Source organism: Rhodococcus sp. P3_B8 (genome assembly GCF_056402775.1).
This window is the reverse complement of the sequence record NZ_JBFUGT010000382.1, coordinates 1-5,512: the sequence shown is the minus strand read 5'-3', so window position 1 is coordinate 5,512 and position 5,512 is coordinate 1. Positions and strand designations below refer to the sequence as shown.

At 70.1% G+C, this 5,512-nt stretch carries 5 protein-coding genes; 2 read left to right on the top strand and 3 right to left on the bottom strand.

Annotation, left to right across the window (positions count from 1 at the left end; translation table 11 throughout):
- Positions 1–48: 48 nt before the first annotated feature.
- The gene (locus AC1D1G_RS40925; protein WP_477956466.1) at positions 49–1,566 is read right to left on the bottom strand and encodes a leucyl aminopeptidase; all 1,518 of its coding nucleotides are present in this window, start codon (positions 1,564–1,566) and stop codon (positions 49–51) included.
- A gap of 121 nt (positions 1,567–1,687) precedes the next feature.
- On the opposite strand from AC1D1G_RS40925, the gene gcvT reads away from it, so the two are divergent.
- Positions 1,688–2,788, top strand: coding sequence for a glycine cleavage system aminomethyltransferase GcvT (gene gcvT / locus AC1D1G_RS40920; protein WP_477956465.1), 1,101 nt, complete (start codon positions 1,688–1,690; stop codon positions 2,786–2,788).
- Positions 2,789–2,851: 63 nt separating this feature from the next.
- Positions 2,852–3,955 carry a branched-chain amino acid aminotransferase gene (locus AC1D1G_RS40915; RefSeq protein WP_317567664.1) on the top strand — a complete coding sequence of 368 codons (1,104 nt, stop codon included), beginning with the start codon at positions 2,852–2,854 and terminating at the stop codon, positions 3,953–3,955.
- Between the two features lie 19 nt (positions 3,956–3,974).
- Here AC1D1G_RS40915 and AC1D1G_RS40910 read toward each other — a convergent pair whose 3' ends face one another.
- Together AC1D1G_RS40910 and AC1D1G_RS40905 are read right to left on the bottom strand one after the other, a co-directional pair.
- Positions 3,975–4,715 (bottom strand): adenosylcobinamide-GDP ribazoletransferase, encoded by a 741-nt coding sequence (locus AC1D1G_RS40910; RefSeq protein WP_283334235.1) that lies wholly within the window; start codon positions 4,713–4,715, stop codon positions 3,975–3,977.
- A gap of 2 nt (positions 4,716–4,717) precedes the next feature.
- On the bottom strand, positions 4,718–5,512 hold a 795-nt coding region (locus AC1D1G_RS40905; protein WP_477956464.1), incomplete at its 5' end, for a nicotinate-nucleotide--dimethylbenzimidazole phosphoribosyltransferase.

Sequence of the window (5,512 nt, the reverse complement as noted above, 5' to 3'; positions counted from 1 at the left end):
CCTTTCTGGTAGCCGGAGCAACCAGAAAGGCGCACGGGCGCGGAGCGCCTATCCGTTGGCGGCGATGTCCTCGATCACCGAGATCATGGTGCGCACGGGCACGCCGGTGCCGCCGCGGCCGGTGTATCCCCACGGTCCCGACGAGTTGTAGGCCGGTCCGGCGACGTCGATGTGTGCCCACTGGACGCCGTCGGCGACGAACTCCTTCAGGTACAGGGCCGCCGCGAGCATGCCGCCCCAGCGATGGTTGGTGACGTTGGCGAGGTCGGCGACCTTCGAATCGAGGTCCGAGCGCAGTTCGGCGGGCATCGGCATGGCCCACGCGTTCTCGCCGATCTCCTGGGAGATGGCGGCGACGCGGTCGCGGAACTCGTCGGTGCCCATGACACCGGGCGTCCGGTTGCCCAGCGCCACCATCTGCGCGCCGGTGAGGGTCGCGGTGTCGATGAGGTAGTCGGGGTCGTCCTCGCATGCGCGGACGATGGCGTCGGCGAGGACGAGGCGTCCCTCCGCGTCGGTGTTGATGACCTCCACCGTGGTTCCGCCGTACTGGGTGAGGACGTCGCCGGGACGCTGCGCGGTGGACGACGGCATGTTCTCGGCCATCGGCACGGTGGCGGTGACGTCGACGGGCAGTCCGAGCTTGGCGGCGAGGACCACGGTGGCGACAACGGCTGCGGCGCCGCCCATATCGGACGTCATGTTCTCCATGCCTGCGGCGGGCTTGATGGAGATGCCGCCGGTGTCGAACGTGATGCCCTTGCCGACGAGCGCGACCTTGGGGGCGTTCCGCTTCTTGGCCGAATAGGTCAATCGGACGAGTCGCGGCAGCCGGGAGGAGCCCTTGCCCACCCCGAGGATGCCGCCGTACCCGTTCTTTTCGAGCGCCTTCTCGTCGAGGACCTCGACCTTCAGTCCGGCGTCGGTGCCGAGAGTCTTTGCGCGGTCGGCGAATTCGGCGGGGAACAGGTGGCTCGGGGGAGTGTTGACGAATTCGCGGGCGGTGGCGACGGCGTCGGCGATCGCCGCGGACCGTGTGAGGGTCTCCTTCGCCTCCTTCGCGCGCGGAGACGAGACCAGCAGCTCCACCCGCGAGACGGGCTGTGCGTCGGGGCCGGGGGCGGATTTCGCGGACTTGAATTCGTTGAAGCGGTACGCGCCGAGGGCGAAACCTTCGGCTGCCGCACCGAGATCGAGTACCGACAGGGTGGTCGCGACGGTGCCGACGCCACTGAGCGACCGCGCCGCGGCGCCCGCGGACTTGCGGATCTGCTCGGAGTCGAGCTTCTCGGCGGAACCGAGCCCGACGGCGAGCACGCTGTCGACCGGAAGCGTGTCGGGTGCGGGGATGCGGGTCGTCTCCTCCGCCTTGCCGGAGGCCCCCACCGCGACGAGTGTGTCGAGCAGACYGGCCAGCACCGATTCGTCGACGAGGCCGTCGCCGAGCGCGATTTCGGGGCCGTCCGAGGTCGACGTCAGCCCGATCACCAGCACGTCCACCCGCTTGCCGACGGTGCCGGCGAGGGCGAGTTGTGGTCCGAGGGGTCGGGCTGTGTGAGTGCTCACGGTGTCTCTCCTGCAGCGGTTCGGGATCGGGGGGTGTCGGATGGTCGACGTCCGTCCCGATGGTAGTGCTCGTCCGCCGTCGCCTACCCGGTGCGCCCTGGGGTCGGATAAGTTGAGGCCCATGACCGAGGAGCAGTTGTCGCAGGGTCCCGTCCACGCCGTTCACGTCGAACTCGGGGCCACGTTCGCTCCCTTCGGCGGCTGGGAGATGCCCGTCTCGTACGCCGGTGTCGTCGCCGAGCACACCGCGGTGCGCGAGTCGGTAGGGGTGTTCGACGTCAGCCACCTCGGCAAGGCCCTCGTGCGGGGCAGCGGCGCCGCCGCCTTCGTCAACTCGGCGCTGACCAACGATCTCGACAAGATCGGGCCCGGCAAGGCGCAGTACACGCTGTGCTGCACGCCGTCGGGCGGCGTGATCGACGACCTGATCGCCTACTTCGTGAGGCCCGACGAGGTGTTCCTCGTCCCCAACGCGGCCAACACCGCGGACGTGGTCGCGGCACTGGCCGCCACGGCGCCCGAGGGTGTCACGGTGGAGAACCAGCACCGGGACTTCGGTGTGATCGCCGTCCAGGGCCCGAAGTCGGCCGAGGTGCTCACCGCGCTCGGCCTGCCGACGGACATCGAGTACATGGCCTTCGCGGACGCCACCTGGGACGGGGTTCCCGTCCGCGTCTGCCGCAGCGGGTACACCGGTGAGATCGGATTCGAACTGCTGCCGCGCTGGGAGGACAGCGAGACGCTGTTCCGGGCCGCGGTCGAGCAGGTCCGCGCGCACGGCGGCCAGGTCGCCGGTCTCGGTGCCCGGGACACGCTGCGCACCGAGATGGGATACCCATTGCACGGTCACGAACTGTCCCTGGAGATCTCCCCGCTCGAGGCGCGATGCGGCTGGGCGATCGGGTGGAAGAAGCCGAAGTTCTGGGGCAAGGAGACGCTCACCGACGAGAAGGAGTCCGGCCCGGCGCGCAAGCTGTGGGGCATCAAGGCACTGGACCGCGGGGTACTCCGAGCCGGTCAGACCGTGCTGCGCGACGGCGAGTCGATCGGCGAGACCACGTCGGGCACGTTCTCGCCCACGCTCAAGGCCGGGATCGCATTGGCATTGCTCGACTCCGGAGCCGGCGTATCGGCGGGTGACGAGATCGCCGTGGACGTCCGGGGGCGCTCGCTGCGCGCCGAGGTGGTGTCTCCGCCGTTCGTGGAGATCAACACCAAGTAAGCGCCTGTCGCGGACGACCTGTCGGCCGTGGGGCGGCGGAAGGCGTTCGATAAGATCACGGGCATGACAGGTGTCACCGAGTTCGTTCGCATCCCGCATCCCGCCCTCACCTCCGACGAGGTACGGCGAGAGATACTGGCGGCGCCCGGATTCGGCCGGTACTTCACGGACCACATGGTGTCGATCACCTACTCCACGGAGCTCGGCTGGCACGACGCCAAGGTGGAACCGTACGGGCCGCTTCAGCTCGACCCCGCCGCGATGGTGCTGCACTACGGACAGGCCATCTTCGAGGGGCTGAAGGCGTACCGGCAGCCCGACGGCGGCATCTCGACGTTCCGCCTCGAGGCGAACGCCGAACGACTCGCGACGTCGGCTCGCCGTCTCGCGATGCCGGAACTGCCGGAGGAGTTGTTCGTCAAGTCGATCACCGAACTGCTCGAGCTGGACCACGAATGGGTGCCCGCCGCCGGTGGTGAGGACGCGCTGTACCTTCGCCCGTTCATGTTCTCCACCGAGGCCGGACTCGGGGTGCGTCCGGCCGACGAGTACCGCTACCTGCTGATCGCCTCGCCCGCAGGCGCCTACTTCCCGCGTGGTGTGAAGCCGGTCAGCGTGTGGCTGTCGACGGAGTACGTGCGCGCCGCACCCGGTGGCACCGGCGCCGCCAAGTTCGCGGGCAACTACGCGGCTTCGCTTCTCGCGCAGGCGCAGGCCGCCGACGAGGGATGCGACCAGGTGGTGTGGCTCGACGCGATCGAGCGGTCGTACGTGGAGGAGATGGGCGGCATGAACCTCTTCTTCGTGTTCGGCTCCGGTTCCGACGCCCGCCTCGTGACGCCGTCCCTGTCCGGTTCGCTGCTGCCGGGTATCACCCGCAACTCGCTGCTGACCCTCGCGACCGACGCCGGGTTCGCGGTGGAGGAGCGTCGGATCAGCACCGACGAATGGCGCACCAAGACCAAGTCGGGCGAGATCACCGAGGTGTTCGCGTGCGGTACGGCGGCGGTCATCACACCCGTCGGCCGGGTCAAGTCGGCCGAGGGTGAATTCACGATCGCCGACGGCGAGCCCGGCGAGGTCACCATGGCCCTGCGCGACACTTTGACCGGCATTCAGCGGGGAACGTTCGCCGACACCCACGGGTGGATGACCAAACTGCGCTGAGCTCGGTTCCGGCGGGTGCTCAGAAAGTGAGACCGATCGCCGCGACGGTGACGGTGATCTCGAGCGCGGCGCCGAGAACGTCGCCGTTCAGGCCGGCGAATCGCCGGACGCAGTGGGCCACCAGCAACGCGGTGAGCGTCAGCGCAACCGCCACGACGACCGGTCCCTGCCACCACGGCGAGGTGCACCACGCGGCCGCCGCAAGGAGCGGAACGGTCCAGGCGATGCCGGTCCACGGTGACTGGGTTTCGGCGACCAGTGCGCCGAAACCTTCCGTCGACGACGCGGGAATTCCGCGCCGGCAGGCGAAGACGACCGCCACCCGCCCAGCCGCCACGGCGACGGCGACGCACGCGAATTGTCCTGCGGCGGCGAGAGATCCGAACGCCAGTCCCTGCGCGCCCAGGCAGATCACCAGGGCGCACACCCCGAACGGGCCCGCACCGCCGCTGTGCATCACGGCCCGCGCCCGCTCCGGCGGCCCGTAACAGCCGAGCCCGTCGACCGTGTCGGACAGACCGTCGATGTGCATGCCCCGGGTGGCGAGAGCGTGTGCACCCACCGTCATCAGGCCGGCGAGGGCGGGGTCGAGACCGGCGGACACGAGCGCCCACAGCAGCCCCGCGGCCAGGACTCCCAGCGCGATCCCGGTCACCGGCGCCGCCCGGATCGCGCGGCGACCCGACACGCGGTCCACGGAATCCGGTCCGTGCAGGGGAAGAACTGTCAGCCAGGAGAACGCGAGCAGCACGCCCGACACGGTCAGCCCGCGGTATCGGCGGCGGAGCCGGTCTCGGTGCCCTCGCCGTCCTCGGCGTCGCGGGTGCTGACGCCGGCCTCAGCGAACGTCGCCATCTCCGCGAGCGTGGCGACGGCGCCCTGCAGGATCGGCAGTGCGGTGACGGCCCCGGACCCCTCGCCGAGCCGCATGTCGAGTTCGAGGAGAGGGTCGAGTTGCAGATGCTTCAGCGCGATCGTGTGTGCCGGTTCCGTGGAACGGTGACCGGCCAGCCACCACGCGCGGGCGCCGTGCGCGAGTTCCTCCGCGACCATGGCGGCCGCGGTCACGACGACGCCGTCGAGAATTACCGGGGTCTTGCGGGCGGAGGCCTGGGCGAGGAAGCCGGCCATCGCGGCGAGGTCGGCGCCCGACACCGTCCGCAGGAGCGCCACCGTGTCCCGGACCACCGGCCGGGCCCGGCGCATCGCGTCGCGGATCGCTGCCGTCTTCCGGATCCAGCCGGCGTCGTCGACACCGGTGCCCCGGCCGACCGCCGCCACCGGTTCGGTGTCCGTCAGCGCGGCGATGAGAACGGTGGCCGGTGTGGTGTTGCCGATTCCCATGTCGCCGGCGATCAACAGGTCTGCGCCGGAATCGATCTCGGAGTCGGCGATGGACCGTCCGGCCTCGATGGCCTGCAGTGTCTCCTCGTGGGTGAGCGCGTCCTCGCGGTCGATCGCCCCCGACGAGCGGCGGATTTTGAACGCGGACACCGACGGATCCGTGTCGCCGTCCACGGACAGGTCGACGACGCGCACGCTGGCGCCTGCCCGGTT

What these genes read in the sequence shown, in the direction of transcription:
- gcvT (WP_477956465.1), top strand. Translation starts at nt 1,688, where the DNA reads ATGACCGAGGAGCAGTTGTCGCAGGGTCCCGTCCACGCCGTTCACGTC.
- AC1D1G_RS40915 (WP_317567664.1), top strand. Translation starts at nt 2,852, where the DNA reads ATGACAGGTGTCACCGAGTTCGTTCGCATCCCGCATCCCGCCCTCACC.